This window comes from Kitasatospora sp. NPDC001261 (genome assembly GCF_042896795.1).
GTDB lineage: Bacteria > Actinomycetota > Actinomycetes > Streptomycetales > Streptomycetaceae > Kitasatospora.
Genome location: NZ_JBIAXP010000011.1, coordinates 1 through 26,028 on the forward strand (window position 1 = coordinate 1; position 26,028 = coordinate 26,028).

Below are 26,028 nucleotides of genomic sequence, written 5' to 3' on the forward strand. Positions count from 1 at the left end.
GGACGGCCTCCAGGCTCGAAGAACAAGCACCGAGCCAAGCGCCATGACGTCGGCAAGACCGTCAAACGCGCCAAGACGATCAAGAAACACCAAGCACACCAGGGTTAAACGGCAAGCTAAGAAGCACACGCAACGACAGAGGTGCCCCGCACGGCTCGGCCGTGCGGGGCACCTCTGTCGTTGCGCGCCGTCACCCGGCGTCGCCGTTCCCGGCCCGCCGGCGGCCGGCGGTGAGGTCGGCGTCGGCGGCGGCGAGGATGCGGCCGAAGGTGTGGGCGATGACCGGCTTGGCCAGGGCCCGGGTGAGGGCCGCGCCGAAGGGCAGGCGGACCTGGAAGGTGGTCGTCCACGCGACCTCGGTCCCGCCGGGGACCTCGGTGAAGGTCATCCGGCCGAGTTCGTGCCGGGACGGCGGCAGGCTGCGCTCGACCGTGTAGTCGAAGCCGTACGGCCGGTTGTACGCGGTGACCCGCTCGCGGAACCAGCCGATCGCCCAGGTGTGCACCCGTACCGCCCCCACGCCGTACGGCGCACCGGCGCCCGGCCGGGCCAGGCGGGCCCGGAGGATGAGCGGGGAGCGGGTGTAGTTGGTGGTGGTGGCGCACCAGTCGAACACGTCCTCGATCGGTGCGGCGATGACGCGTCGGACGGTCAGGGTCTCCATGGTCATGTCCCCTCTCTCGGTCGGCGGCACGGACTGCGGCCACCGCGCCCGACAGATGGACCGGGGAGCCGTCGGAAACGTGACACCGGGGCCGCCGCCCCGTCCCGGAGCGCCTCCGACCACGCCCTGAAACTATCGAATCTGCTACGGTCGTTTATATGACGAAAGATACCGGCGCCCAGTCCGCCGTGACCGAGCTCCGGATGCCCCTCGACACCAAGGTGGTCATCTGGGCCTTCTGCGGCGCGGTCGGCGCCGGCCTCGGCTTCGCCGTCCCGTGGCTCCTCCAGTTCGCCGCCCGGCACCCGATCCCCTACGCGGACACCGTGCGCTTCCTGGGCTCGTTCACCTCCCCGGCCATGGCGATCGGCCGACCGGTGGCGCTCGCCGCCGTCGGGCTCGTGGTCGGGATGTTCGTCACCTACCACGCCGCCACGCTGCGCATCTCGGACGAGAGCATCACCGTCGTCGAGGGCGACGACAGCCGGGTGATCACCCGGGACCAGGTCGGCGGCGTCTTCCGCCACGGCGGCAAGGTGCGGATCGAGTCACCGGTCGGCCGGGTCCTCTTCGACGACGACGTCGAGGGCGGGAAGGCGGCCATCGCCTCGGCCTTCCGCCGCCACGGCTACCCCTGGGAAGGCGCCTGAGGCCCCGCGTGCCGGATGTGGCACATTGACCGGACGGCCCCACCCGGGCCCCGTGATCGAGAACCGAGGTCTCCCGTGTCCGCAGACAACGCCGCGCCGTACCGACCCGCGCCGCGCACGGTCGTCGAGGCCTGCTTCGACCCGCAGGGCACCGCCCCGCTCGACTACGTCTACGACGTCGCCGCGGCGGCCGGCCTGGCGGACCAGCCGGTACGGCTGGCCGTACGGCGGCTGGAGGCGGCGGGCGTCCTGCGGCAGGAGGGGCGGGGCCGCAAGGGCCGGCTCGTCCTGACCGACGCGGGCCGGCTCCGCTCGGACCTGGACGTCCGGTTCGTCGCACTCGCCTACGCCCAGGACGCCGGGCGCGCCCCCTGGGACGGGCTCTGGCGCCTCTACACCTTCTCCGTCCCCGAGCGGCACCGGGCGGAACGCGACGCCCTGCGCACCGCGCTGACCCGGCTCGGCGCCGCCCCGCTCGCGCCCGGCGCCTACGTCAGCCCGCACGACCTGCTCGACGAACTCGCCGCCGAGGCCTCGGCGGCGACCGTCGACGCCTACCTGGTCACGGCGGAGGCCACCCGCCTGACCGGCCGGGGCTTCACCGGCCCCGCCGCCACCGCCGAGCAGCTCTGGCCCGCGGCCGGGACGGTCGAGGCCTACCGGCCCCTCGCCGACGCACTGGCCGAGGAGCCCCTCGGCCCCGACCGCGGCTCCGTCGAACTCGTCGCCACCGCGCTGCACCTGGCCGAGGCCTTCACCCATGCCCTGGAGCTCGACCCGCTCCTCCCCCCGGAGCTGCGGCCCGCCCCGTGGCCGCCGTCCGGGGTCCGGCGCGACTTCGACGAGGCCTGGACCGCGATCCGCGGCCGCACCCCCGACCTCTCGCTCTTCCGCGCCTTCGACACGGAGCCGGAGCACCACGAGCCGGAACACCCCGAGCCGGAACACCCCGAGCCGGAGCGCCAGGAACCGGGACAACACGAACCGGGGCAACACCTGTCCGCCTGATTTTCACCCGGACGGACGCGATTCCGAATTCCCGGATCGCGAATATGTTCGAGGCTTGATATATCGATAATATGCTCGAAGAATACGACAAGGTATTGGTGTCGGGCGGATTGGGTTTCGTCGGAAGGCACCTGACCAGCGCCCTTCTCTTTCTCGGGAAAGAGGTGGCGATCATCGACAACGCCCGCACCGCGACGAGCATCTCGGCGCCGTCCGGGACCACCCTGCACCTGCTGGACATCCGCGAGGTCGACGCCGTCGCCGAGGCCGTGGACGACGCCGACCTGGTCTTCCATGTCGCCGCGAACGCGAACGGCACGCTGTCGGTGACGCAGCCGCGCCTCGACTTCGAGATCAACGCACTCGGCACCCTGATCTTCGCCGAGGCCCTCCTCAAGGCGTCCGTCCGCCGGGTCGTCTACGTCTCGTCCGCGTCCGTCTACGGAACTCCGCGGAAATTCCCCATGGACGAGGACCACCCGACCCGCCCCTTCGTCCCGTACGGCGCGTCGAAGCTCAGCGGCGAGATCACCTGCCTGGCGCTCCACCGCGCCTGCGGTCTGCCGGTGGTGGTCGGCCGCCCGTTCTGCGTCTACGGGCCGGGCGAGAACCCGCACGAGGCGATGGTCGAGGTCGGCCGGTTCCTGCGCTGGCACCTCAACCACCAGCCCATCCAGATCGTGGGCGACATCGACCGGAAGACCCGCGACTTCGTCCACGTCACCGACCTGGTCCAGGGGCTGCTGACGATCGCCGACCGGGCCGAGCTGGGCGAGGTGTTCAACATCGGCTCCGGTACGGAGGTCTCGATGCGCGACCTCGTCAACACGATCGGCGAGGCCACCGGCGTCACGCCCGAGGTCAGCGTGATCCCGGAGATCGAGGACGACACCTACCGGCTGGTCGGCGACATCTCCAAGCTCCAGGGCCTCGGCTACCGGCCGGCGGTCTCGCTCGCCGAGGGGGTGCGCGACCTGGCCGACCACCTCGGCGCGAACCCGGAGCTCCCCGGCAGCCCGACCATCTTCTCCCGCGGCCAGCACGGCGAGTCCTGAGCCGCTCCCCCGTACCGGGCCGCCCCACGGAACGCCGAGGGCCGGGACACCGCTGGTGTCCCGGCCCTCGCGTGCGACGGACCGTCAGTCGTTCGCCACGGTCGCGTACTTCGGGGTGCCCTCGGCCATCTGCTTCAGGGCGTCCTTGCGGTCCCGCTTCGACAGCTTGTCGATGTAGAGGGTGCCGTAGAGGTGGTCGGTCTCGTGCTGGAGGCAGCGCGAGAAGAAGCCGGTGCCCTCGACGCGGATCGGCTGACCGTCCTTGTCGACGCCGGTGACCGCGGCGTAGTCCGGGCGGGCCAGCTCGGCGTAGGCGGTCGGGACGGAGAGGCAGCCCTCGTTGCCGTCGTCCAGGACGCGGCGGCGGTCGGCCGGGTACTCCTCCAGCACGGGGTTGATCACGTGGCCGATGTGGCGCACGCCCTCGTCGTCCGGGCAGTCGTAGACGAAGACCTTGAGGTCGACGCCGATCTGGTTGGCGGCGAGGCCGACACCCTCGGCGGCGTACATCGACTGGAACATGTCGTCGATCAGCGCGGACAGCTCGCCGTCGAAGACGGTGACGTCCTTGACCTCGCGGTGCAGCACCGGGTTGCCGACGACGGTGATCGGGCGGGCGGTGCCCTTGCTGAGGTCGGGCTCCTCACCGATCACCTTCACGGGCGTCTCGGCCGCCGTCCCCTCCACGTCGTGCTCGTGCTCGTGCTGCTCGGCCTGCTCCGCCATGTCTTCCGCTTCCGTCGGTGTACGCGTTACCTCACCAGGGTACTCAGCACACTTCTTCGAGGTCCCGGTACGCCCGGCTTCCCGGGGCGGACGCGACCCAGCGGTCCAGCAGGGTGCGCACCAGATGGGCCGGGGCGGCGATCCCGCACTCGCGCTCGACCAGCCAGGACATCCCGGCCGCACCGCCCTGGCTGAGGTGGCTGAGGTGGCCGGGGTGGGCGGCGTCACCGTCGTCGTGCGGGTCGTGGTGGGCGGCGACCCCGTCGTCGGAGGCCATCCGGCTCTCCGAGCAGGCGCGGCACAGCAGCCGCACCGAGGAGGTCCAGTCCTCGGCCGCGTAGCCGGCGTCGGCGACCAGCCGCTCCAGCGCGTCCCGGTCCCCGGCGGTGGCGGCCTGCAGCAGCACCACGTACGTCGGCACCGGGGAGGGCGCCCACAGCTCGATCTCGTCGAACACCGGGTAGGCGACGCCGTCGGTGACCCGCTCGCCGTGCGGGGCGCCGTCGTGCAGCACCACCTCGCCCCAGCGGCGGCCGGAGGAGGGCAGCGGGATGGACAGCACCTCGATCCGGGCCGGGTCCAGCCGGCGGCCCCAGACCACCTCGGACTCGCCGTCCGGGGACAGCCGCACCGGGGTGGTGCCGAGGTCCAGGCTGACCGGGCCGTCCGGCTGCGCGCCGGGGCCGCCGGACAGCTTCAGCCCGTACGCCTGCCAGGCGCGGCGGGCCAGCGGCCAGTCCTGGAGGGCGGTGGCGGTGATGCCGAGGTTCCACCAGTCCGGGGCGCCGTGCTCGCGGTCCAGCAGGGCGACGGCGCGCAGGCCGGCCGAGCGGGCCTGCTCCCAGTCCCGGCGGAACTTGTGCAGCAGGGCGAGGTTGAACCAGGAGTCGGAGAGCCACGGCTCCAGGTCGGCGGCCATCACCAGCAGGGCGCCGGCGTCCTCGTAGCGGCCGTCGCCGATCAGCGTGAAGGCCCGGTCGGTCGTCTGCCGCCAGGTGGCGGACGGCCGGTGCCGTGCCCGGTGGAAGATCCTCACGTTCGTCCCTGCCGTCGTCGTCCGCTCAAATCCCGTGCCACCGTGCCCGTACCGCCTCGGAGGGCGCCCGGGCCCGGTGCCCCGGGTCGGTGTTCCACGCTACGACCGCATCCAACCACGCCCGCCCCCGCCCGCGCTCCCCACCGCCGAGGTTGGGGCCCGCCCCTCCCCAGCCTGCCTGTCCGATGCCGCCCGCTCAACCCCTGACGGCCGGAACCCGCATCCCGGGCCCCGCGGCGGCGGCCGACGGCCCGGGCCGTACGGGCCCGCGGACCCTGCTCCGCCCGGCCGTACGGGCCCCGCGGACCCGAGTTCGAGGACGGGCCCTAGCCGCCCACCCTGGCCAGGGCGTCCACCACGCGGGCGTCGTAGACCCGGCCCCGGCCCAGCCGCAGGGCCTCCAGCGCCTCCAGCCGCCCGACGGCCTCGCCGACGCCCCGGCCGCGGGCCGCCGTGAGCAGGTCGTCGTGGGCGTTGGCGACCCGGATGATCCGGGAGGCGAGCGGCACCGGGCCGTCGCCCGAGGCGGGCCCGGTGCACGGGTCGGCCAGCCGGGCGACCTGCTCGGCGACCTGCCGGGGAACCCCGGTGCGGCTGATCACCTCGCTGCCGAGGCGGGCGATCCGCTGCTGCTCGGCCTCGGGCAGCAGCGCGGTGGCGCCGTCCGGCACCGGTTCGACCAGGGACAGCTGGCCGACGTCGTGCATCAGCGCGGCGTACTCCAGCAGGGCGAGCTCGCGGGTGCCCAGACCCAGCTCGCGGCCCAGCGCGCACGCCGTGTCCGCGACCCGGCGCGCGTGCCCGTGCGGGGTGTACCCGGCCACCTCGGTGGCCCGGGCGAGGCTGGCGATGGTCTGCCCGGTGGTGGCCCGCACGGCGGCGGCGCGCCGGAAGGACACCTGGGCGAGCAGCAGCGGGGTGCAGAACAGCGGCAGCGCCCACAGCCCGACCTCGCCGGCCGCGAGGCTGACCAGCATCCCGGTGGCGACGATCGCCGAGCCGATGCCGAACAGCGAGCGCAGCTCGTCCTCCAGCGCCGCCGGGAACCGCAGCCCGCCACCGGAGCGGCGCAGCAGCGCCGCCAGGGTCGCGTCGCAGAGCGCGGCCAGCGCGGCGACGGCGGTCAGGAACACCCCGTACGCCGGGCCCTCGGGCGAGAAGCGGTCGACCATGCCGCCGTTGTAGAGCGGCTGGAAGACGGCGCCCGCGAAGCCGACGGCGAGCACCCGGCGGGCGGCGCCGTCGCGGCGGGCCGGGTCGGCCCAGGGCGGACGGCGGTGCGGGCGCCCGGGGCCGTCCGGCAGGGCCCGGTCCGGCAGGACGAGGCCGGCCAGCCGGCCCAGCAGCAGGCCGGCCCCGGTCACCGCGACCACCTGGAGCGTCCCGTGCGCGGTCGGCACCCCGCGCAACGGCCCGAGCAGGGCGTACGCCAGCGCACCGGCCGCGCCGATCGGCGCCTGCTCCCGATCCCCCGGAAGGGTGATGCGGACGCATTCGCCGAGCGCGATCAGCACGGTGAACGCCAGCGCGACCCGGGGCTCCGCGACCCCGCGCAGCGCGATGGCGCCCAGCGCGAGCGCCAGCAGCGCGGCGGCCGCCGCGTGCACCGCGCGCGCGGTGCGCCCGCAGGGCGCGCGGCCGAGGACCACGCGCCGCAGCGCCCGGGGCCCGGACACCCCGGGCCCGAACAGCTCCCGCCCGGCGGCGGCACCGGCACCACCGGAGGCCGCGCCACCGGAGGCCGCGCGCCCGGCAGCCGCCCGCCCGGGGGCCCTCACGGCTGCCCGGCCGCGGGGACGGTCCCGCCGCCCTGGGGCGGCACCCGGCCCGGGGCGGCCCGGACCGGCTCGGGCACCCCGAGCGGGATGTCCGGAACGGCCTCGATGGAGTCCTCGGAGTGCACCACCGGCTGCCAGTCGTACCCGGCCAGCGCGTCGATCAGCGCCCGCACCATCACCGGGTCGAACTGGCTGCCCGAGCAGCGCTCCAGCTCCGCGACCGCCTCGCCGACCGGGCGGCCGCGCCGGTAGGAGCGGGTGGAGGTCATCGAGTCGAAGGCGTCGGCGACCGAGATGATCCGGGCGAACTCGGGGATCTGCTCGCCGGCCAGCCCGCTCGGGTAGCCCCGGCCGTCCAGCCGCTCGTGGTGGTGCAGGATCCCGGCGTGCGCCTCGCCGAGGAAGTCGATCCCGCGCACCAGCTCGTACCCGTACACCGGGTGGATCTCCACCGCCCGGCGCTCGGCCTCGGTCAGGGGACCGTTTCTGCGCAGCAGCTCGGTGGCCACGCCGAGCTTGCCGACGTCGTGCAGGATGCCCGCGAAGCGCAGGGTGCGCAGCCGCTCGGCCTCCATGCCGAGCTGAGTGGCGATCAGCACCGAGGCCCGGCCGACCCGTTCGCTGTGGCCCCGGGTGTAGGAGTCCTTGATCTCCACGGCCTGCACCAGCGACTGCACGGTGGCCTGGTGGGCGTCCCGCTCGCGCTGGCCCTGGGCGAACACCCAGGCCGAGATGGACAGCGGCAGCAGCGCGAGCAGCGCCGCGAACGCGCCGTACGGGCCCTGCCAGAGCACCGCGACCATCAGCCCGCCGGCCGCGTGCACCAGCACCGGCAGCCCGCAGGACGCGTGCGCCCCGCTCAGCAGCACCCCGGGCCGGCGGCCCTCGCTGAGCATCAGCATGACGCCCACCACCACCCCGTTGACCAGGCAGAACACCGCGACGGCGGCGAATCCGGGCAGCAGTGCGGCCGGGAAGCGGGAGCCGAGCAGCAGCTGCGGGCCGTGCAGCAGGTGGAAGGCGACGGAGGAGGCGAAGGCGCACAGCGCGAGCTGGGAGCCGTTGAACAGCTGGCGCGGGCGGCAGCCGCGCCCGCTCGGTCCGCCGAGCAGCGCGGCCGGGGCGGCGACCAGGGCGGCGGCGGCCGGCGGGAGCATCAGCACCCCGGCGAACAGCACCGGGAAGAAGGTGTTCACCCCGGGCCGGGCGGGCGTCCGCTCGGGCAGCGCCGGCCGGCGCAGCAGTCGGCGCACCAGCACCAGGCAGGGCGTGGGCAGGCCCTGGGCCAGGGACTCCCAGCAGCCGTGCAGGAAGGCCAGCAGCGCGACCTTGGGCCAGTCCACCGGCGCGCCGAGCCAGTGCGGCCCCCCGGGGGCGGCCGCGGCGGGCAGCAGCGGCACCAGGCAGCACAGCGCCGCCACCGGCACCACCACCAGGTAGCGCGCCGCCCCTCGCGGCAGGGTCGAGCCTCCACAGTCGGTAGCGATCTCGACCTCCCCGCCGTACGGACCCCGTGTTGCCTCAGCGCGTCGGGCGGACCGACGGTGAGTGTCCGTCAGGAGAATAGGCCGCCCTCCGGACATGGGGACGCATGATGGCGCAATGGCGCAGTTGGCGCACCGCCAGCTCACTCGAACGAGTGACGGCGCATGCGAGCAGAACGGGAGCGGCCCCGGGAGTGTGTACTCCCGGGGCCGCTGTTGCCCTTGCCCTGGACCCGCCCGACACCCGCCCGGACGTGCCCGAACCGTCCGGCCCGCCCTCGCCGGCGGGCCGCGGGGCTACCGCCCCCGGCGGTCGACCAAGGAGTCGGCCGCCGTACGGGCGTTCGCCCGACGGGTCGTCACTCCGCGGGGGCGCCGGCCTCGACCGGAGCGCCCGAGCGCCCGGCCGTCTCCGCCTCGCCCGCCCCGCCCGGCCTGGGCGCCGGCCGGGCCGACTCGACGTGCAGCTCGACGGTGGTCTCCACGGCGACCACCACCTGCTCGCCCGAGCGCTGCCCGGCCCGGATCGAGTCGATCCTGGCCAGCACCTTGCTGCGCAGGTCGGTCGGGGTGTCGTCGCACCCGCAGGAACGCTTGATCAACGCCTTGATCGCCTGCTCCAGCCCGTACTGCTTCAGGCAGGGTGAGCACTCCTCGAAGTGCACCCGCAACTTGGCGCAGTCACCCTCGGCCATCTCGTTGTCGAGGAATTCATAGAGGTGGTCGAGGACCTCGCCACACTCGGTTTCGTGCGGATCGCCGCAGCTCATGAGCCCGAGCCCTTCGCTTCCTGCCCTGCCCCGCTGCCGGCCGGGACGAGCCCGCGCTCACGGGCGTAATCCTCCAGCATGCCGCGCAGCTGACGGCGGCCGCGGTGCAGCCGGGACATCACCGTACCGATGGGAGTACCCATGATGTCCGCGATCTCCTTGTACGCAAAGCCTTCTACGTCCGCGAGATAGACGGCGATCCGGAATTCCTCCGGGATGGCCTGGAGCGCGTCCTTCACATCGCTGTCGGGGAGGTGGTCGAGCGCCTGGGTCTCGGCCGAGCGCAGACCGGTCGACATGTGCGACTCGGCCCGGGCCAGCTGCCAGTCCTCGATCTCCTCCGCCGCGGTGCGCTGGGGCTCCCGCTGCTTCTTGCGGTACGAGTTGATGAACGTGTTGGTGAGGATGCGGTACAGCCAGGCCTTGAGGTTCGTCCCCTCACGGAACTGGTGGAAGGACGCGTACGCCTTGGCGAACGCCTCCTGGAGCAGGTCCTCCGCGTCGGCCGGGTTGCGCGTCATGCGCAGCGCCGCCGAGTACATCGGATCCAGGTAGCCCAGGGCGTCGCGCTCGAAGCGCTCCCGCCGGGCCTCCTCGCTCTCCTCCGCCGACACCCGGTAGGTGTCCTCACCGATCGCCTCGGCCAGCTCCTCACCGGTGAGCGCCTCGCCCGCGGGCAGGGCGTCGCCCGGGCCACGGCCCGGATCGGCCTCGTGCTCGGTCCCGACGACCGGACCCACCTCCTCGGCATGACGGGCACGGCCCACGGCGGGCCGCCCAGAAATGGAGGATATCGGGCTGACGGGCTTCTCGCCCGCGTCGATCCAGTCCGACCAGGAGGGGGCGAACGCCGCGGTGGCCTCGCGCTCCTCAGGCCGTTCGGGGCACGCGATCGAACCCATCTGCCCTGCCTCTCACCGGTGACTCCTGCTGACGGAGACGACAACCACACGCGCCCCGCCCGCATTCCCGTCCCCGGGCGCCATTCACTCGCACGAGTGAGCGAATGGAAACTCCCTGCTCACGGCCCCGGAGCCGGAGCCGGAGCCGGACCGCCCCACGGCCTCACACCAGCCGCAGCACCCAGTCCCCCACCGCCGAGCAGATCAGGTCCAGCACCTCGTCCTGCCCCACCGGCGCCCGCTTGGGCACCTCGAAGCCGTGGCTGCCGTACGGCACCGCCACCAGCTCGTGCCCCTGCGGCAGCTCCGGGAACTCCACCGGCCCGCCGAACGGGTCCGCCGCGCTCTGCACCACCAGCGTCGGCAGCGCGGACCCCAGCAGCTCCTCGGCCCGGCTCTTCTCCGGCCGGCCCGGCGGATGCAGCGGGAACGCCAGCGCCACCACCCCGACCGCCCCGGTCGCCGCGCCCGTCCGGCAGGCCACCCGCGCCCCCGCGCTGCGCCCGCCGACCACCAGCGGCAGCCCCTGCCCGGCCAGCCGCTCGGCCACCGGCCGCCAGCCCACGTCCAGCGTCTTCGGCGCCGGGCCCAGCCTCCGGCCCGCCACCCGCCAGGGCTGCTCGACCAGCGCCACGGTGATCCCCCGGGCCGGCAGCTTCGCGGCCAGCGCCACCAGGTCCCTGGCCTCGATCCCGCCGCCCGCGCCGTGGCCGAGGGCCAGGACGGCCACCGGCTTCGCGGCCCGGTGGTAGCTGATCCGGGCCTCCCCGGCCCCGGTCGGGACCGCTTCGGTGCGGACCGGTTCGGTGGTGCTCATCTCGACGTCTCCCGGAACGTTCGCAAAAGGTCGGAACAGGCGGTTCAGAACAGGGTGGTCTCGTACTCGGGCTCGGCCCACGGCTCCTTGAGCTCCGGGCCGTTGTTGCGGATGCTGCCGACCGCCGGCGACACCGGGGTGGCCACCAGCGCGCCCGGCGACGGGGGTATCAGCAGCCGGCGCAGCCCGTCCGGGTCGGTCAGCCGCGGGTCCAGCCACTCGTCCCAGTCCCCCCGGTCCAGGAACAGCGGCATCCGCTCGTGGATCGGCGCCAGCAGCTCCTCGGCGTCCGTGGTGACGATCGTGAACGTCACCAGCCAGGCCTCCGGGTGCCCCGGCGGCACCGCCCGGTTGCGCCAGAACTCGTACAGCCCGGCCAGCGCCAGCGGGGCACCGTCCGCCCGGGACACGAAGTACGGCCTCTTGCGGGCCTTGCCGCGCTCCCCCGGGACCGTCTGCCACTCGTAGTAGCCGTCCACCGGCAGGATGCACCGGCGGGCGGCGAAGGCCTGCCGGTACGAGGGCTTCTCGTGCACCGTGTCCGACCGGGCGTTGATCATCTTCACCGCCGTCTCGGCGGAGTTCGACCACTGCGGCACCAGCCCCCAGCGCAGCACCCGCAGCTGGCGCACCGGCCGCGGCCGCTCCCGGCCCAGCCGCTCCAGCACCACGAACGCGCTGTTGGTCGGCGCGACGTTCCAGTTCGGGTCCAGGGTCTCCTCGGGGTCCCAGTGCTCGACGCCGAACAGCTCGACGACGTCCCCGGGCTTGCTGCTCGCTGCGAACCGACCGCACATGCGGGCCAGCTTGCCATGCCGCCGCTCCTCAGGACCTGTTCATCCACGGACCAGAACCACCCCCTGCCTCCCGCCCGTCCCCGCATGGGAGGCTGCCCCGAACGGCCCACACGGCGGCCCGGTACGACGGACGGAGGCGGAGAGACCCCGATGAACGCGAACGACCAGACCCTCGGCGACCTGTGGAACCAGGTGACCGGCACCCAGGCCGCCCCGCCCGGCTGGCTGGTCCTGGCCACCGGCGCCGCCGCCCTGCTCACCGTCCTGGCCCGCCCGCTCTGGCACGTCGCCCGCAACGCCGTGACCATCGCCCACGAGGGCGGCCACGGCCTGATCGCCCTGGTCACCGGCCGCAAACTGGCCGGCATCCGGCTGCACTCGGACACCTCCGGACTCACCCTCTCCTACGGCCGCCCCACCGGCCCCGGCATGGTCCTCACCGCCGCCGCCGGCTACACCGCCCCCGCCCTGCTCGGCCTCGGCTGCGCCGCCCTGCTCGCCGCCGACCGGATCACCCTGCTGCTCTGGCTGGCGATCGTGCTGCTGCTCGCCCTGCTCCTGCGCATCCGCAACGCCTTCGGCTTCCTCACCGTGCTGGTCGCCGGCGGCGCCTTCTTCCTGGTCTCCTGGTTCGGCAGCGCCGAGGTCCAGGCCGGCTTCGCCTACCTCGGCTGCTGGTTCCTGCTCCTCGGCGCCGTCCGCCCCGTCCTGGAGCTCCAGCACCAGCGCCGGATCGGCTGGGCCCGCGACTCCGACGCCGACCAGCTCGCCCGGCTCACCCACGTCCCCGCCCTCGCCTGGGTCACCGTCTTCCTGCTCGTCGCCCTCGCCTGCCTCGCCCTCGGCGCCGCCTGGCTGCTCCAGCCCCTGCAGTGAGCCCACCGGGCCTCCCGCCGCCCGGCCGCGCGCCGAGAACGTTTCCGTACGGCCCCTAGACTTGCCCCATGACCGAGACCCTGTGGCCCGCCCCCGTCGCGACCAGCCCCGTCGACGCCACCGTCACCATCCCCGGCTCCAAGTCGGTCACCAACCGGGCCCTGGTGCTGGCGGCCCTCGCCGACGGGCCGGGCTGGGTGCGGCGCCCGCTGCGCAGCCGCGACTCCCAGCTGATGGCCGACGGCCTGCGCGCCCTCGGGGTCACCATCGAGGAGAAGGTCAACAACGACTCCGGCGGCACCGGCGGCGGCGAGGCCTGGCGGGTCATCCCCGCCCCCGCGCTGCTCGGCCCGGCCTCGGTCGACGTCGGCAACGCCGGCACCGTGATGCGCTTCCTGCCCCCGCTGGCCGTCCTGGCCGACGGCCCGGTGCACTTCGACGGCGACCCGCGCTGCTACGAGCGCCCCCAGCACGGCGTGATCAACGCCCTGCGCGCGCTCGGCGCCCGGATCGAGGACGGCGGCCGCGGCGCCTTCCCGCTGACGGTGCACGGCACCGGCTCGCTGGACGGCGGCCCGGTCGAGCTGGACGCCTCCTCCTCGTCCCAGTTCGTCTCCGCCCTGCTGCTCTCCGGCGCCCGGTACAACCACGGCATCGAGGTCCGCCACGTCGGCGGCCCGGTCCCGTCGCTGCCGCACATCCGGATGACCGTGGAGATGCTGCGGCTGGCCGGCGCCCAGGTCGACGCCCCCGAGGACGGCGGCGAGAAGGACGTCTGGCGGGTCACCCCGGGCGCCGTGATCGGCCGCGACCTGGTGGTCGAGCCGGACCTCTCCAACGCCGCGCCGTTCTTCGGCGCCGCGCTGGTCACCGGTGGCCGGGTCACCGTGCGGGACTGGCCCAAGCACACCTCCCAGCCCGGTGACCAGCTGCGCGAGATCTACACCCGGATGGGTGGCGCCTGCGAGTTCACCGACGAGGGCCTGCAGTTCACCGGCACCGGCCGGATCCACGGCATCGAGGCCGACCTGCACGACGTCGGCGAGCTCACCCCGGTGATCGCCGCCGTCGCCGCGCTCGCCGACTCCGAGTCCCACCTGTACGGCATCGCGCACCTGCGCCTGCACGAGACGGACCGGCTCGCCGCGCTCGCCAAGGAGATCAACGACCTGGGCGGCGACGTCACGGAGACCGAGGACGGTCTGCGGATCCGCCCGCGCCCGCTGCACGGGGGCGTCTTCCACACCTACGAGGACCACCGCCTCGCCACCGCCGCCGCCGTCCTCGGCCTCGCCGTCCCCGGCGTGGAGGTCGAGAACGTGGCCACCACCGCCAAGACCCTGCCCGACTTCCCGGGGATGTGGGCCGAACTGCTCGGCGAAGCGGCGGAAGCGACGGCGGGCGTCTGAGCGGAGACTGAGCACATGCGCCGCTACGGCAAGGACGCCGACGAGGACGACATCCGCAACCGCCCCGCCCGCCGGGGGTCCCGGCCGCGGACCCGGATCCGGCCCAAGCACGAGGACGCCGCCGAGGCGATGGTGCTGACCGTCGACCGCGGCCGGGTCACCTGCCTGGTCGACCCGGGGACGAAGCAGGAGCGCGAGGTCGTCGCCATGAAGGCCCGCGAGCTGGGCCGCAAGGGCGTCGTCGTCGGCGACATGGTCAACCTGGTCGGGGACCTCTCCGGGGACGCCGACACCCTGGCCCGGATCGTCCGGGTCGAGGAGCGCGGCTCGGTGCTGCGGCGCACGGCGGACGACGACGACCCGTACGAGCGGATCGTGGTCGCCAACGCCCAGCAGCTGGCGATCGTCACCGCCCTGGCCGACCCGGAGCCGCGCCCCCGGCTGATCGACCGCTGCCTGGTGGCGGCCTACGACGCGGGCATGGAGCCGCTGCTGGTGCTCACCAAGTCCGACCTCGCGCCGGCCTCGACGCTGCTGGACTCGTACGCCCCGCTGGGCATCACGTACGTGGTCACCCGCCGCGACGAGCTGGAGACCACCGGCGCCGAGGCCGTCCGCGAGCACCTGCGCGGGCTGTCCACGGTGTTCATCGGCCACTCGGGCGTCGGCAAGACCACCCTGGTCAACGCGCTCGTCCCGGACCGCCAGCGGCAGACCGGGCGCGTCAACGCGGTGACCGGCCGCGGCCGGCACACCACCGTCTCCGCCCTGGCGCTGCGGCTGCCCCCGCCGCCCGGCGCCAAGCCGGGCTCGAAGAAGGCGCTGAACCCCGGCTGGGTGATCGACACGCCCGGCTTCCGCTCCTTCGGCCTCTCGCACATCGACCCGTCCCGGGTCATCCTCGCCTTCCCCGACCTGGAGCCCGGCACCGTCGACTGCCCGCGCGCGTGCAGCCACGACGAGCCGGACTGCGCGCTGGACGCCTGGGTCGCCGAGGGCCACGCCGAGGCCGCCCGGCTCTACTCGCTGCGCCGGCTGCTGGCCAGCAAGGAGGGCGAGCTCGACTGAGCCCGGCGGCGCCGGGCCCGTCCTCGGGTTCGGCGCCGGTGGCCCGTTCGAGGTGTCGGAGCGGGCTCACCTGGCGATCATAGGAAGGTCGGACCGTACCCGGTCCGACCCCCGATCGACAGGGAGGGCACGCGATGGCATGGGCCCTGGTGGTCCTGGCCGGCCTGCTGGAGACCGGCTTCGCGATCAACCTCAAGCTCAGCGAGGGTTTCACCAGGCTCTGGCCCACCATCAGCTTCTGCGTGTTCGCCCTCGGCAGCTTCGGCCTGCTCACCCTCTCGCTGAAGACCCTGCCGGTCGGCCCCGCCTACGCGGTGTGGACGGGCATCGGCGCGGCCGGCACCGCGATCTACGGCATGGTCTTCCTGGACGAGACCAGTTCGGTCCTCAAGCTGGTCTCGATCTCGCTGGTGATCGCCGGCGTCATCGGCCTCCAGCTCAGCGGCACGGCCCACTGAGCGGCTAGGGTTTCGGGCATGGCCGACTACCACGACGACCTCCGACTCGCCCATGTCCTCGCCGACTCGGCCGACTCGGTCACCCTGGAGCGCTTCCGCGCCCTCGACCTGAAGGTCGAGACCAAGCCCGACCTCACCCCGGTGAGCGACGCCGACAAGGCCGCCGAGGAGCTGGTGCGGAGCGTGCTCCAGCGCGCCCGCCCGCGCGACGCCGTCCTCGGCGAGGAGTTCGGCCTCCAGGGCTCGGGCCCGCGCCGCTGGGTGATCGACCCGATCGACGGCACCAAGAACTACATCCGCGGCGTCCCGGTCTGGGCCACCCTGATCGCCCTGCTGGAGGACGGCCCGGACGGCGTCGAGCGCCCGGTGGTCGGCATGGTCTCCGCCCCCGCGCTCCAGCGCCGCTGGTGGGCGGCCAAGGGCCTCGGGGCGTTCGGCGGCCGCAGCCTGGCCAAGGCCTCCCGGCTGCACGTCTCCGGCGTCTCCCGGATCGAGGACGCCTCCTTCTCCTACTCCTCGCTCACCGGCTGGGAGGAGCGCGGGCGCCTCGACCCGTTCCTGGACCTCACCCGCGCCTGCTGGCGCACCCGCGCCTACGGCGACTTCTGGTCCTACATGATGGTCGCCGAGGGCGCCGTCGACATCGCCGCCGAGCCCGAGCTGTCGCTGTGGGACATGGCGGCCAACTGCATCATCGTCGAGGAGGCCGGCGGCCGCTTCACCGGTCTGGACGGCGTCCCCGGCCCCGGCGGCGCCGACGCCGTCGCCTCCAACGGCCTGCTGCACGAGGAGGCCCTGCGCCGGCTGGGCGTCTGAGCCGGATCCTCGGGCCGAGGCGTGCGCGGGCCCCGGTGACCTGTGGGAGCAGGTCACCGGGGCCCGCCGTTCTCGCCCGGGTGCGCGGGGCTACTGCTTGCGCAGCTCCCGGACCGCCGCGTCCAGCCGCTGCCCGAAGTCGGCGTCGGCCTTGCGGAAGTTGTCGACCGCCCGCTCCACGATGTCCTCGCGGTCGGCCGAGACCTTGGCGATGAAGCCCGCCAGGTTGGCGACCAGGCGCTGCTTCTCCTCCTCGGAGAACAGCCGGTAGAGGTCGCCGGCCTGCACGAAGTCGTCGTCCTCGGCGTGCGAGGGCGCGACGTGGTTGCCGGTGAGGCCGTCGACGGCGGTCGCGGCCCACAGCGGACGGCCGGTCTGCACCGGGCCGCCGAAGCTGTTCGGCTCGTAGTTCTTCTGCCGGCCGTGGCGGCCGTCGTACAGGTAGCCGTCCCGGCTGTTGGTGCGGGCCTCGGTGGCGTGCGGACGGTTCACCGGCAGGTGGTCGGCGTTGATGCCGACCCGGTAGCGGTGGGCGTCGGCGTACGCGAACAGGCGGCCCTGGAGCATCTTGTCCGGGGACGGGCCGATGCCGGGCACGAAGTGCGCCGGGGAGAAGACCGACTGCTCGACCTCGGCGAAGACGTTGTCGGGGTTGCGGTTGAGCTCCAGCTTCCCGATCTCGATCGGCGGGTAGTCGGCGTGCGGCCAGACCTTGGTCAGGTCGAAGGGGTTGAAGCGGTAGTTCGCCGCGTCGGCCGCCGGCATGATCTGGACCTGCACCGTCCAGCTGGGGAACTCGCCGCGCTCGATCGACTCGCGCAGGTCGCGCTGGTGGCTGTCCGGGTCCTCGCCGGCGAGGGTGTTGGCCTCGGCCTGGGTGAGGTTGCGGATGCCCTGGTCGGTCTTGAAGTGGTACTTGACCCAGAAGTGCTCGCCGGCCTCGTTCTGCCACTGGTAGGTGTGCGAGCCGTAGCCGTTCATGTGCCGGTACGAGGCCGGGATGCCGCGGTCGCCGAACAGCCAGGTCACCTGGTGGGTGGCCTCGGGCGACAGGCCCCAGAAGTCCCAGACGTTGTCCGCCTCCTGCGAGCCGGTGTACGGGTCGCGCTTCTGGGTGTGGATGAAGTCGGGGAACTTGATGGCGTCCTTGATGAAGAACACCGGGGTGTTGTTGCCGACGAGGTCGTAGTTGCCCTCCTCGGTGTAGAACTTCAGCGCGAAGCCGCGCGGGTCGCGCACCGCGTCGGCCGCGCCGAGGTTGCCCGCCACCGTGGAGAAGCGCAGGAACGTCTCGGTCTGCTTGCCGACCTCGGAGAGGAACGCCGCCCGGGTCCAGGGCGTCAGGTCGGCGGTCACGGTGAAGGTGCCGTACGCGCCGGCGCCGCGGGCGTGCACCACGCGCTCCGGGATCCGCTCGCGGTTGAAGTGCGCGAGCTTCTCGAACAGCAGCTGGTCCTGGATGAGCGCCGGGCCCCCGGGGCCCGCCGTCTCGGTGTTCTGGTTGTCGGCGACGGGGGCACCCGCCTCCGTGGTCAGGGTCGGGCGCAGCTCGTCCTGGGTCGTCATGGGAGTGCCTCCGCGGTATCCGGTCGTGATGACACGATCCTAACTTGGACTTTGTCCAAGTCAATACTGGAACCAATCTCGGAGCGTGACCTACTCTGGAGGGCATGAGCGACCTGCTGGAGAGACTGCGCGCGAGAGGCTGGCGGCTGACCTCGCAGCGCCGGGTCGTGGCCGAGGTCCTGGACGGCGAACACGTCCACCTCACCGCGGACGAGGTGCACGCCCGCGCGACGACCCGACTGCCGGAGATCAGCCGCGCCACCGTCTACAACACGCTCGGCGAACTCGTCGCCCTCGGCGAGGTCCTGGAGGTCGCCGCCGACGGCCGCGCCAAGCGCTACGACCCCAACGCCCACCGCGCCCACCAGCACCTGATCTGCTCGGGCTGCGGCGCGATCCGCGACGTCCAGCCGCAGGGCGACCCGCTCGCCGCCCTCCCCGCCGCCGAGCGCTTCGGCTTCACCGTCACCGCCGCCGAGGTCACCTACCGCGGCCTGTGCCCGAACTGCCGCCCCTAGCCCGCCGGTTGCCCCCTGCCTCCCGGCTACCCCCGGCCGCCCCGGCCGAACCGCCGCCCCCAGCCGCCCGGTTGCCCCGCTACGCGCTCAACTCCGCGTTCAGCGCGCCCAGCAGCCGCCCGGCCCGCTCCGCCACCTCGGCCGGCCCGGAGTCGATCGCCCGCCGGCACCAGTTCTCCGCCTGCATCGGCTCCCCCCGGCGCAGCGCCAGCAGCGCCAGGCGCAGCGCCGCCCGGCCGTGCCCGGCGTCGGCGGCCCGGGTGTACCAGAGCATCGCCTCGGCCTCGCTGTCCTGCCGGGCCAGCAGCAGCCCCAGGTTGAACGCGGCACTGCGGCTGCCCGCCTCGGCGGCCCGCCGGTACCAGCTCTCGGCGATCTCCAGCGCCCCGCGCTCGGCCGCCCGCACACCCATCCGCACCTGCGCCCGGCGGTGCCCGGCGTCGGCCGCCAGCGCGTACCAGTGCTCGGCCTCGGCGTCCGCGTCCCCGCGCCGGTCCAGCAGCGAGGCCAGCCGGAACGCGCCCTCGGCCGAGCCGCCGGCCGCCGCCTGCCGGTAGCGCTCCAGCGCCCCGCCCAGGTTGCCGCGCTGCTCCTGGACGACCGCGAGCTGCAGGGCCGCCTCGCCGTGCCCCTCGGCCGCGGCCCGCGCGTACCACTCCTGGGCCTGCTGCTGCTCGCCGCGCCCGGCGTGCAGCACGCCGAGGTTGAACGCCCCGTCCACGCTGCCGGCCTCGGCCGCCTTGGAGAACCAGGGCTGGGCGCCGGACTCGTCGCCGCGCTGCAGCAGCACCACGGCCAGCGCGTTGCAGGCCTCCCGGTGCCCGGCGTACGCGGCCCGGCGGTACCACTGCTCGGCCTGCTGCTCGCGGCCGGTGCCGGCGCAGAGCAGGCCGAGGTTGAAGGCGCCGTTCTGGTCGCCCGCGTCCAGCGCGGCCCGGTACCAGCGCTCGGCCGCGGCGGCCTCGCCGCGGCTCGCGTGCAGCGCCCCCAGCGCGTTGGCGGCGTTGCCGTCCCCGGCCTCGGCGGCCTCCTGCCACCACTCGGCGGCGGCCGCCAGGTCCCCGGAGTCGCGCAGCAGGAAGCCCAGCGCGCAGGCCGCGCGCGGCTCCCCGTTCTGCGCGGCCTGCCGGTACCAGCGGGCCGCCTCGTCCAGCAGCGACCGGTCGGTGCGGGCCCGCTCCTCCAGCAGCACGCCCAGGCGCAGCGCGGCGCGGGCGTGGCTGCGGGCGGCGGCGGTGCGGTACCAGGTCTCGGCGGTCTCCTTGTCCCCGGCGGCCTCGCGCATCCGGGCCAGCCGGTAGGAGGCCTCCCGGTGCCCGGCGTCGGCGGAGACCTTGAACCAGCGCTCGGCGCGCACGTCCCGCCGGTGCTCCATCAGGTCGCCCAGGGCGTAGGCGCCCAGCGGGTGGCCGTGGTCGGCGGCGTAGTGCAGCCAGTACTCGGCGGCCTCCTCCTCGCCCTGGTCGCGCAGTTGCAGCCCGAGCGCGTGCGCGGCCGGCGCGCTGCCGGCCACGGCGGCCTGGCGCCACCACTGCCCGGCCTCGGCGCGGTGGCCCTGCTGGTGCAGCAGCACGCCGAGGTTGTTGGCGGCGGCGCGCACCCCGGCGGCCGCGGCGGCGCGCAGGTAGGGCTCGGCGTCCTCCAGTTCGCCGCGGCGCAGCAGCAGGGTGCCGAGCCGGCAGGCGGCGTCCGGGTCGCCACCGTCGGCGGCCTGCCGGTGGCGGGCCTCCAGCGCGGCGGACTCGCGGGCGGCGAGGGCGGTCTCGAAGCTGGTCGAGTCGAGGCCGGCCGGGTCGATCGCGGCGCCGGCGCCCGGCTCCCCGCCGGGCTGCTCCCCGTACGCGCCGACGGCGGCGGCGAACTGACGGGTCGACACGTGGACGAGGCTGTCGGGCCCGTAGCCCTGGGTCGGGGGGCGCTCGGACAGTCCGCTGGTGCGCTGGGCGGGCAGGGCTCCGGGGTGGTTGGCCGTACGCTCGGCGCTCTCCGCCCAGGCGTCGGTGTCCGCCTCGGCGGCCGCCGAGGACCTGGCGCCTGACTTGCCGATCAGCCTCATGCCGACTCCCGCTCCCCCAGAGTGTCGCGGCATCGTGCCCCGGCGTGCGTCCGGGGGGACTCCCAGGGGAGGCGCCGGACCCGACGGCCGGTCAGCGGCCGTGCACCGTCCCCCATGTGTCCCATCGTCGCATCACCCAGTACCCGCGTACACCTGCCCCGGCCGAATTCCGGCGGGGCCGACCCGAAGCCGACGAAATTGCTTCGGCGCTTTGTCGATTTCCCGACACGTCAACCCCACAAACCCCGTTGCCGTCCTCCTTGGCGACGGTCGATAGTACCGGAGCGGTTCCCGCCGCTTCCGGACGAGAACGGCCCGGGAGCGGCGCGGGAAACACCAGAGGCCCGGAGGAAGAATCCTCCGGGCCTCTGGCCTTTGTAGCGGGGACAGGATTTGAACCTGCGACCTCTGGGTTATGAGCCCAGCGAGCTACCGAGCTGCTCCACCCCGCGTCGGTGGTTAAACCATAGCACGGGCGCGGGGTGGAACGGAAAACGGTTACCGCAGCTCAGCGGCCGCCTCCGCGGACTACGGCTGCGGGCTGGGCGATCCGCCGCCGGTGGCGCCCGGGGCGGGAGTGCCGGCCGGGGCCGGCGCCGGGTTGCCGCCACGGGCCGCCTCCGCGGCCTTCAGGGCGTCGCCGAGCGCCTTCTGGGCGTTGCCGTAGGCCACCCAGTCGCCGTTCTTGAACGCGGTCTGGCTGTCGCCGTACGCCTTCTCCGCGTCCGAGAGCGCCTTCTGGAGCTCCGGCGAGATCGTCCCGCCCGGCGCCGGCGTCGCCGGTGCCGTCGGGGTGGTGGTCGGAGCGGTCCCGGTACCCGGCGTGGACGGCACGATCGGGGTGGTCGACGGGGGCGCCCCGCCGAACACCTTCTTCAGCGCGGCCTCCAGGGTGTCCTCGAACGCCACGTTGTCGTCCCCGTACACCGCCAGGACCTTCTGCATCGTCGGGTACTTGGCACCGCGACCGCGCACGTACACCGGCTCGATGTTGAGCAGCCCGCCGCCGACCGGCAGGGTCAGCAGGTTGCCGTACTCCAGCTCGGCGTCCCCGCCGCTCTTCAGGGCGAAGATCTGGTTGGCCACCTCCTGGCGGGAGTTGAACTTCGACTGCACCAGGCCGGGGCCGGGGGCGCCGCTCTCGCCCGTCATCTTCAGGATGCGGATCTTCCCGTAGTCGTCTCCCGGGTCCGCGTTGACGGCCATGAAGGCCGCCAGGTTGGGCCGCTGGTTGGGCACGAAGGTGCTGGTGAGCGAGAAGTTCGCGGTGTTCGTGTCCGGCATCCGCACCGTCACGTAGTACGGCGGCTGGACCTGCTTGGTGTCGCTGCTCGGGTCCACCGGGACCTGCCAGATGTCACTGCCGTTGAAGAAGGAGTTGGCGTCGGTGACGTGGTACTGGCCGAGCAGGTCGCGCTGCACCTTGAACATGTCCTGCGGGTAGCGCAGGTGCGGCAGCAGCGTCTGCGGGATGTCCGCCTTCGGCTCGACGGTGCCCGGGAAGGCCTTCATCCAGGTCTTCAGGACCGGGTCCTTGTCGTCCCACTGGTAGAGCTTCACCTCGCCGGTGTAGGCGTCCACCGTGGCCTTGACCGAGTTGCGGATGTAGTTGACCTGGTTGGCGGCGGTCAGCAGCTCACCGCGCTGGTTGGTCAGCGAGTCCTTGGTGGCGGCGCCCAGCGTCGTCTTCGAGGAGAACGGGAAGCCGTCCGAGGTGGTGTAGCCGTCCAGCACCCAGACCACGCGGCCGTCCTGCACCACCGGGTACGGGTCGGCGTCGATCGACAGCCACGGCGCGACCTTCTCCACCCGCTCCTTCGGCGTGCGGTTGTAGATGACCTTGGCGCCGTCGGTGATGGCCCCCGCGTAGAGGATCTGCGGCTCCGTGAAGCGCACCGCGTACGCGGCCCGGGTCAGCGGGTTGTCCAGCGAGACGCCGCTGCCGCCGGAGTAGGTGTACTCGGCGTTCTGGCCGGTCTTGGGATCGGTGTAGTCGATCTCCTTGTTGGCGCCGCCGACGATCGAGTACGTGGTGGTCTTCTCGCCGTAGTAGATCCGCTGCTGGTAGTCGCCCAGCGTGCCGGTGGCCGGCAGGCCCGACTCGGTGAACACCGGCTGGCCCTTGTCGTCGACCTGGTTGCCCTTGGCGACCACCGCGCCGTAGCCGTGGGTGTACTTGAAGTGGTCGTTGATCCAGTTGCGCTGCACGCCGTTGAGGTCGAGCTCACGCAGGCCGATCACGCTGTCCTGCTTGTCCTGCCCGGTGCCGTAGCGGTCCACGTCCAGCGTGTTCGGGAAGGCGTAGTAGTTGCGCTGCTGCTCCAGCGACTGGAACGCCGGCGAGACGACGTTCGGGTCCAGCAGCCGGATGTCCGCGATGGTCTGCGCGTCCGGCTTGAGCGCGTCGGCGTTGGTGGTGCCCTGCGGGGTGTACTGGGTGGTCTGCGCGTCCGCGATCCCGTACGCCTGGCGGGTGGCGTCGATGTTCTTCTGGATGTACGGCGTCTCCTTGGCCTGCTCGTTCGGCTTGACCTGGAACTGCTGCACGATCGCCGGGTACAGCCCGCCGATCAGCACCGCCGACAGCACCATCAGCCCCAGGCCGATCAGGGCCGGGGCCCAGGTGCGGCGGATCGGGGTCAGGAAGAACAGCACCGCGCAGATGATCGCGACGAAGAACAGGATGGTCTTGGCCGGCAGGAACGCGTTGGCGTCCACGTAGCGCAGACCCGTCCAGCCCGAGACGCCCTTGTACGAGCCGGTCTTCACCGCCAGCGCGTACCGGTCCAGCCAGTACGCGACGGCCTTCAGCAGCACGAACACGCCCAGCAGCACCGCCAGGTGCCCCTGCGCGCCCGCGCTCGCCCGGCGCCCCGGGCCCTGCAGCCGCAGCCCGCCGTACAGGTAGTGCACCAGCGCCGAGGTCAGCAGCGAGACGATCACCGCGCTGAACGCGAAGCCCAGCACGAACTCGTAGAACGGCAGGTCGAAGGCGTAGAACGAGACGTCCATGCCGAACTGCGAGTCCTTCTCACCGAAGGAGGTCGAGTTCGTCCACATCAGCCAGGTCCGCCACTGGCCCGAGGCCGCGGCGCCGGCCACCAGGCCGATCACCAGCGAGACCCCGATCAGCGCCCAGCGCTTGAACGGCGCCAGGCCCGACCGGTAGCGGTCCAGGCTCTGCTGCTCCACCGACATCGCCGACAGCGGCGGCCGCAGCCGGTGCGCCAGCCAGATGTTGAAGCCGACGATCACCGCCATCAGCAGGCCGAACACCCCGAACAGGCCGATCTTCGTCCACAGCTGGGTGGTGAACACCGAGGAGAAGTGGACCGACCTGAACCACAGCCAGTCCGTCCAGAAGCCCGCGAACATGACGAACAGCAGGAAGAGCACCGCGAGCACGCCCAGGGTCAGCAGGGCCACCCGCGCCCGCCGGGAGGGCGGGCCTACCCTGCGCCGGAAACCCGGCCCTGAGCGTTCGGGCATCTGGAAGACCACGGTGGCACCTCGGCTGTGTCGTCTGAATGGGGTCGGTCGTCAGAGCAACTTAACCAGGCTTTGGCCGAGTTCCCACCGTTAGCAGACGGTTACGACGACCGCCCGCCGCCGGCCGTCCCCGCCACGGCTCCCCCGGCCCTCCCGACGGCCCGCGACAACCCCCGCGACGACCCCCCGACCGCCCCCGGCGGCCTTCCGGCGAGCGCGCCCCGCCCGGCGTGTGAGGATTGAGGCATGTCCGACGCGTCTGATCTGAACAACTCCCCCGACGACGTCTCCAAGCTCCCGGCCGCCACCCCGCTGACCCGGGCCGCGCTGGAGATCGACGAGTACGCCTCCACCCTCGGCTGGGACCTCCCGGCCCGGCTGTTCGCCCTGGTGGACAGCGCCGCCCTGCGCAAGGCCAACCCGAAGATCGCCAAGCAGCTCGGCCTCGCCGACGGCGACGAGCCCGGCCTGACCCCGATCGAGCAGGACGAGCTGCCGGCCGGCATGGAGCTCGACAAGTTCCTCGGCACCATCGCCTGGCCCGACTCCGTGGCCGGCTGCGCCCTGGTCGTCGAGCGCCTCATGCTGCCCCCGGGCGCCGAGCAGTCCCGCCCGCGCGGCGCCTCCGACGCCCAGCTCGCCGAGTGGGTGGCCAACCACCCCAAGCGCGAGGAGGTGCGGATCACCGCCGCGGTGCTCCGCGGCGGCAAGAAGGAGATCGCGCTGCGGCTGCGCTCCAAGGACGTCGCCCGCGAGGTGCTGACCGGCCCCGACCTGGTGCCCGGCCTGACCGACGCGCTGCTGGCGACCTTCGCCTGACGCCTTCCCGCCGACGTTCCCGGGCGGCCGCCCCGGCGGCTGCCCGGCAGGCCCCGTGCCGACGGCCCGACCGCTGCCCGGCGGCTGCCCGGTGACCACCCGGCCGCTGCTCGCCGACTGCTCGCCGACTGCCCGGCCGCTACTTGGCGGCGCAGGACGGCAGCGCGGAGGTCTGCCCGGCCCGGACCTGCTCCAGCGACTTCAGCGCGCTGTCCAGCGTGTCCGTCTTGATCAGGGTCAGCCCGGACGGGACGTTCTTGGTCGCCTCGGCGCAGTTCGAGGACGGGGTGAAGAAGTACTCGGCCCCGGCGTCCCGGGCGGCGATCAGCTTCATCGAGATGCCGCCGATCGGCCCGACCTTGCCGTCGTCGTCGATGGTCCCGGTGCCGGCCACGAACTTGCCGCCGGTGAGGTCGCCGCCCGGGGTGAGCTTGTCGATGATGCCGAGCGAGAACATCAGCCCGGCGCTCGGGCCGCCGACGTCCTGCAGCCCGATGTCGATCTGGAACGGGTAGGTGTGCCGGATCCCGGTGCCGATGCCCACCACCGCGAGCTCCGCCCGCTCGGCGGGGGCCTTCGGGTCGAGGTCCTTGGCGCGGACGGTCGGGACGGTGACGTCGGTCTTCCCGCCCGCCGTGGCGACGCCGTTCGCGTCCTTGACCCGCGGCACGACGGTGAAGACCGCCGACTCTCCCGGCTTGTGCTTGGTGACCGCCGCGACCACCTGCTCGACCGAGCCGGCCGGGACGCCGTCCACGGCCACGATCTGGTCGCCCGCGTGCAGCCGGCCCTCGGCCGGGGCGCCCGCGGTGACGGACTTCACGATCAGCTCGCTGCCGACCGGCACGCCCAGCTGCTTGAGCGCCGCGGTGCGGGCGCTGTCCTCGGAGGAGGCGAACTCCTCGGCGTTCTGCTTCTTGGCGTCCGCGTCCGACTGCCCCTTGGGGTAGACGTTGTCGTGCGGCACCACCAGCACGTCGTCCCGCAGCCAGCCGACCACCGCGTTGACCAGGCTGGGCTCGTACTTGGCCCCGGTGACCTGGACGGTGGTCATGTTGAGGTGCCCGGTCGTCGGGTACGACTCGTGCCCGCTGATGCTGATCACCGGCTTGCCGCCCTGGTTGCCGAGCGTGTTGTACGTCGGCCCCGGGCTCATCTCCGTGTACGGCACCTTCATCAGCACCGAGACGCAGAGCAGCGCTATGAGCAGCAGGGTGGCAGCGAGCATCGTCGCGGAGCGGCGTGGCATGCCTCGACAGTACGGGA

At 73.4% G+C, this 26,028-nt stretch carries 23 protein-coding genes and 1 tRNA gene; 10 read left to right on the top strand and 14 right to left on the bottom strand.

The genetic code is table 11. From position 1 onward, the window contains the following. Window positions 1–190 precede the first annotated feature (190 nt). Complete coding sequence (locus ACFY4B_RS16275; protein ID WP_375877113.1) at window positions 191–664, bottom strand: SRPBCC family protein; 474 nt, start codon at window positions 662–664, stop codon at window positions 191–193. A 158-nt stretch (window positions 665–822) separates the two neighbouring features. On the opposite strand from ACFY4B_RS16275, the gene ACFY4B_RS16280 reads away from it, so the two are divergent. The 3 genes from ACFY4B_RS16280 to ACFY4B_RS16290 all read left to right on the top strand — a co-directional run bounded on the left by ACFY4B_RS16280 (window position 823) and on the right by ACFY4B_RS16290 (window position 3,377). Then, window positions 823–1,314 carry a hypothetical protein gene (locus ACFY4B_RS16280; RefSeq protein WP_387968374.1) on the top strand — a complete coding sequence of 164 codons (492 nt, stop codon included), beginning with the start codon at window positions 823–825 and terminating at the stop codon, window positions 1,312–1,314. Window positions 1,315–1,389: 75 nt separating this feature from the next. After that, on the top strand, window positions 1,390–2,322 hold the full coding sequence (locus ACFY4B_RS16285) for a transcriptional regulator (RefSeq protein ID WP_387968376.1): 933 nt from the start codon (window positions 1,390–1,392) through the stop codon (window positions 2,320–2,322). A gap of 71 nt (window positions 2,323–2,393) precedes the next feature. Then, a complete protein-coding gene (locus ACFY4B_RS16290; protein WP_049652368.1) occupies window positions 2,394–3,377 on the top strand; it encodes an NAD(P)-dependent oxidoreductase in 984 nt (327 codons plus the stop codon). An 84-nt stretch (window positions 3,378–3,461) separates the two neighbouring features. Here the strand turns inward: ACFY4B_RS16290 and def are convergent, their stop codons facing one another. The 8 genes from def to ACFY4B_RS16330 all read right to left on the bottom strand — a co-directional run bounded on the left by def (window position 3,462) and on the right by ACFY4B_RS16330 (window position 11,687). Next, window positions 3,462–4,103, bottom strand: a complete 642-nt coding sequence (def, locus tag ACFY4B_RS16295; protein ID WP_117489469.1) for a peptide deformylase — start codon at window positions 4,101–4,103, stop codon at window positions 3,462–3,464. 43 nt (window positions 4,104–4,146) lie between these two features. Next, a complete protein-coding gene (locus ACFY4B_RS16300; RefSeq protein ID WP_049652370.1) occupies window positions 4,147–5,139 on the bottom strand; it encodes a tetratricopeptide repeat domain-containing protein in 993 nt (330 codons plus the stop codon). A 326-nt stretch (window positions 5,140–5,465) separates the two neighbouring features. Beyond that, complete coding sequence (locus tag ACFY4B_RS16305) at window positions 5,466–6,788, bottom strand: HD-GYP domain-containing protein (RefSeq protein WP_387968523.1); 1,323 nt, start codon at window positions 6,786–6,788, stop codon at window positions 5,466–5,468. A gap of 125 nt (window positions 6,789–6,913) precedes the next feature. Next, window positions 6,914–8,338 carry an HD-GYP domain-containing protein gene (locus ACFY4B_RS16310; protein WP_387968379.1) on the bottom strand — a complete coding sequence of 475 codons (1,425 nt, stop codon included), beginning with the start codon at window positions 8,336–8,338 and terminating at the stop codon, window positions 6,914–6,916. A gap of 422 nt (window positions 8,339–8,760) precedes the next feature. Further along, window positions 8,761–9,171 carry a mycothiol system anti-sigma-R factor gene (gene rsrA, locus ACFY4B_RS16315; RefSeq protein WP_079271878.1) on the bottom strand — a complete coding sequence of 137 codons (411 nt, stop codon included), beginning with the start codon at window positions 9,169–9,171 and terminating at the stop codon, window positions 8,761–8,763. Continuing rightward, window positions 9,168–10,073 (bottom strand): sigma-70 family RNA polymerase sigma factor, encoded by a 906-nt coding sequence (locus tag ACFY4B_RS16320; RefSeq protein ID WP_074001401.1) that lies wholly within the window; start codon window positions 10,071–10,073, stop codon window positions 9,168–9,170. Before ACFY4B_RS16320 ends, rsrA begins: the two co-directional genes overlap by 4 nt. A gap of 163 nt (window positions 10,074–10,236) precedes the next feature. Next, the gene (locus ACFY4B_RS16325) at window positions 10,237–10,890 is read right to left on the bottom strand and encodes an alpha/beta family hydrolase (protein ID WP_387968381.1); all 654 of its coding nucleotides are present in this window, start codon (window positions 10,888–10,890) and stop codon (window positions 10,237–10,239) included. Between the two features lie 44 nt (window positions 10,891–10,934). Beyond that, window positions 10,935–11,687: an SOS response-associated peptidase gene (locus tag ACFY4B_RS16330; protein WP_387968383.1), complete on the bottom strand. Its 753-nt coding sequence runs from the start codon at window positions 11,685–11,687 to the stop codon at window positions 10,935–10,937. Between the two features lie 150 nt (window positions 11,688–11,837). On the opposite strand from ACFY4B_RS16330, the gene ACFY4B_RS16335 reads away from it, so the two are divergent. From ACFY4B_RS16335 to hisN, 5 genes are all read left to right on the top strand, one after another. Then, entirely contained in the window at window positions 11,838–12,563 is a 726-nt protein-coding gene (locus ACFY4B_RS16335) for a M50 family metallopeptidase (RefSeq protein WP_074001398.1), read from the top strand. A 68-nt stretch (window positions 12,564–12,631) separates the two neighbouring features. Continuing rightward, entirely contained in the window at window positions 12,632–13,972 is a 1,341-nt protein-coding gene (gene aroA / locus ACFY4B_RS16340; protein ID WP_049655060.1) for a 3-phosphoshikimate 1-carboxyvinyltransferase, read from the top strand. A 15-nt stretch (window positions 13,973–13,987) separates the two neighbouring features. Beyond that, the gene (gene rsgA, locus ACFY4B_RS16345) at window positions 13,988–15,040 is read left to right on the top strand and encodes a ribosome small subunit-dependent GTPase A (protein WP_049655059.1); all 1,053 of its coding nucleotides are present in this window, start codon (window positions 13,988–13,990) and stop codon (window positions 15,038–15,040) included. A gap of 134 nt (window positions 15,041–15,174) precedes the next feature. Continuing rightward, window positions 15,175–15,498 carry a multidrug efflux SMR transporter gene (locus ACFY4B_RS16350; protein ID WP_074001397.1) on the top strand — a complete coding sequence of 108 codons (324 nt, stop codon included), beginning with the start codon at window positions 15,175–15,177 and terminating at the stop codon, window positions 15,496–15,498. 18 nt (window positions 15,499–15,516) lie between these two features. Beyond that, the gene (hisN, locus tag ACFY4B_RS16355; protein WP_049655055.1) at window positions 15,517–16,314 is read left to right on the top strand and encodes a histidinol-phosphatase; all 798 of its coding nucleotides are present in this window, start codon (window positions 15,517–15,519) and stop codon (window positions 16,312–16,314) included. A gap of 90 nt (window positions 16,315–16,404) precedes the next feature. Here hisN and ACFY4B_RS16360 read toward each other — a convergent pair whose 3' ends face one another. Further along, window positions 16,405–17,880: a catalase gene (locus ACFY4B_RS16360; RefSeq protein ID WP_074001396.1), complete on the bottom strand. Its 1,476-nt coding sequence runs from the start codon at window positions 17,878–17,880 to the stop codon at window positions 16,405–16,407. Window positions 17,881–17,984: 104 nt separating this feature from the next. Between ACFY4B_RS16360 and ACFY4B_RS16365 the strand changes: the two genes are divergently transcribed. Next, complete coding sequence (locus tag ACFY4B_RS16365) at window positions 17,985–18,398, top strand: Fur family transcriptional regulator (RefSeq protein WP_049655052.1); 414 nt, start codon at window positions 17,985–17,987, stop codon at window positions 18,396–18,398. A 79-nt stretch (window positions 18,399–18,477) separates the two neighbouring features. On the opposite strand, the gene ACFY4B_RS16370 is transcribed toward ACFY4B_RS16365, so the two are convergent. The 3 genes from ACFY4B_RS16370 to ACFY4B_RS16380 all read right to left on the bottom strand — a co-directional run bounded on the left by ACFY4B_RS16370 (window position 18,478) and on the right by ACFY4B_RS16380 (window position 23,943). Then, window positions 18,478–20,454, bottom strand: coding sequence for a tetratricopeptide repeat protein (locus ACFY4B_RS16370; protein ID WP_220450059.1), 1,977 nt, complete (start codon window positions 20,452–20,454; stop codon window positions 18,478–18,480). Between the two features lie 378 nt (window positions 20,455–20,832). Further along, window positions 20,833–20,906 (bottom strand) — tRNA-Met (locus ACFY4B_RS16375). A gap of 76 nt (window positions 20,907–20,982) precedes the next feature. Continuing rightward, complete coding sequence (locus ACFY4B_RS16380; protein WP_387968525.1) at window positions 20,983–23,943, bottom strand: UPF0182 family protein; 2,961 nt, start codon at window positions 23,941–23,943, stop codon at window positions 20,983–20,985. 246 nt (window positions 23,944–24,189) lie between these two features. Between ACFY4B_RS16380 and ACFY4B_RS16385 the strand changes: the two genes are divergently transcribed. Beyond that, entirely contained in the window at window positions 24,190–24,762 is a 573-nt protein-coding gene (locus ACFY4B_RS16385) for a PPA1309 family protein (protein ID WP_049655907.1), read from the top strand. 139 nt (window positions 24,763–24,901) lie between these two features. Here the strand turns inward: ACFY4B_RS16385 and ACFY4B_RS16390 are convergent, their stop codons facing one another. Beyond that, window positions 24,902–26,011 carry a PDZ domain-containing protein gene (locus tag ACFY4B_RS16390; protein ID WP_375874117.1) on the bottom strand — a complete coding sequence of 370 codons (1,110 nt, stop codon included), beginning with the start codon at window positions 26,009–26,011 and terminating at the stop codon, window positions 24,902–24,904. Window positions 26,012–26,028 lie beyond the last annotated feature (17 nt).